This window comes from Candidatus Kosakonia sp. 282A-S69, from assembly GCF_029433855.1.
In the GTDB taxonomy this organism is placed as follows: Bacteria; Pseudomonadota; Gammaproteobacteria; order Enterobacterales; family Enterobacteriaceae; genus Kosakonia; species Kosakonia cowanii_A.
This window is the reverse complement of the sequence record NZ_JAROAU010000005.1, coordinates 249,871-250,134: the sequence shown is the minus strand read 5'-3', so window position 1 is coordinate 250,134 and position 264 is coordinate 249,871. Positions and strand designations below refer to the sequence as shown.

1 protein-coding gene is annotated in these 264 nt (G+C 64.0%); it reads left to right on the top strand.

Going from position 1 to position 264, the window contains the following annotated elements; translation table 11 throughout:
• Positions 1 to 28: 28 nt before the first annotated feature.
• Positions 29 to 264: ABC transporter permease subunit (locus PU683_RS22240; protein ID WP_277174674.1), on the top strand; the 236-nt coding region annotated here is incomplete at its 3' end.

The window sequence follows — 264 nt, the reverse complement described above, 5'->3', positions numbered from 1 at the left end:
CCTGAAACCGTTCGGGATCTACCTGTGCATGATCTACGCGTCCAGCGCCATCCCCGACGAGGTGCTCGAGTCGGCCCGCCTGGACGGCGCCCGCGAGATGCGGATCTTCCGCAGCATCGTCCTGCCGCTCATGCTGCCGGCGATGGTCACCGTGTTCCTGCTGCAGTTCGTCGGGATCTGGAACAACTTCCTGCTGCCCTACATCATGCTCTCCGACACGGACACCTTCCCCCTGACGGTGGGGCTCAACGCGCTGCTGAATCG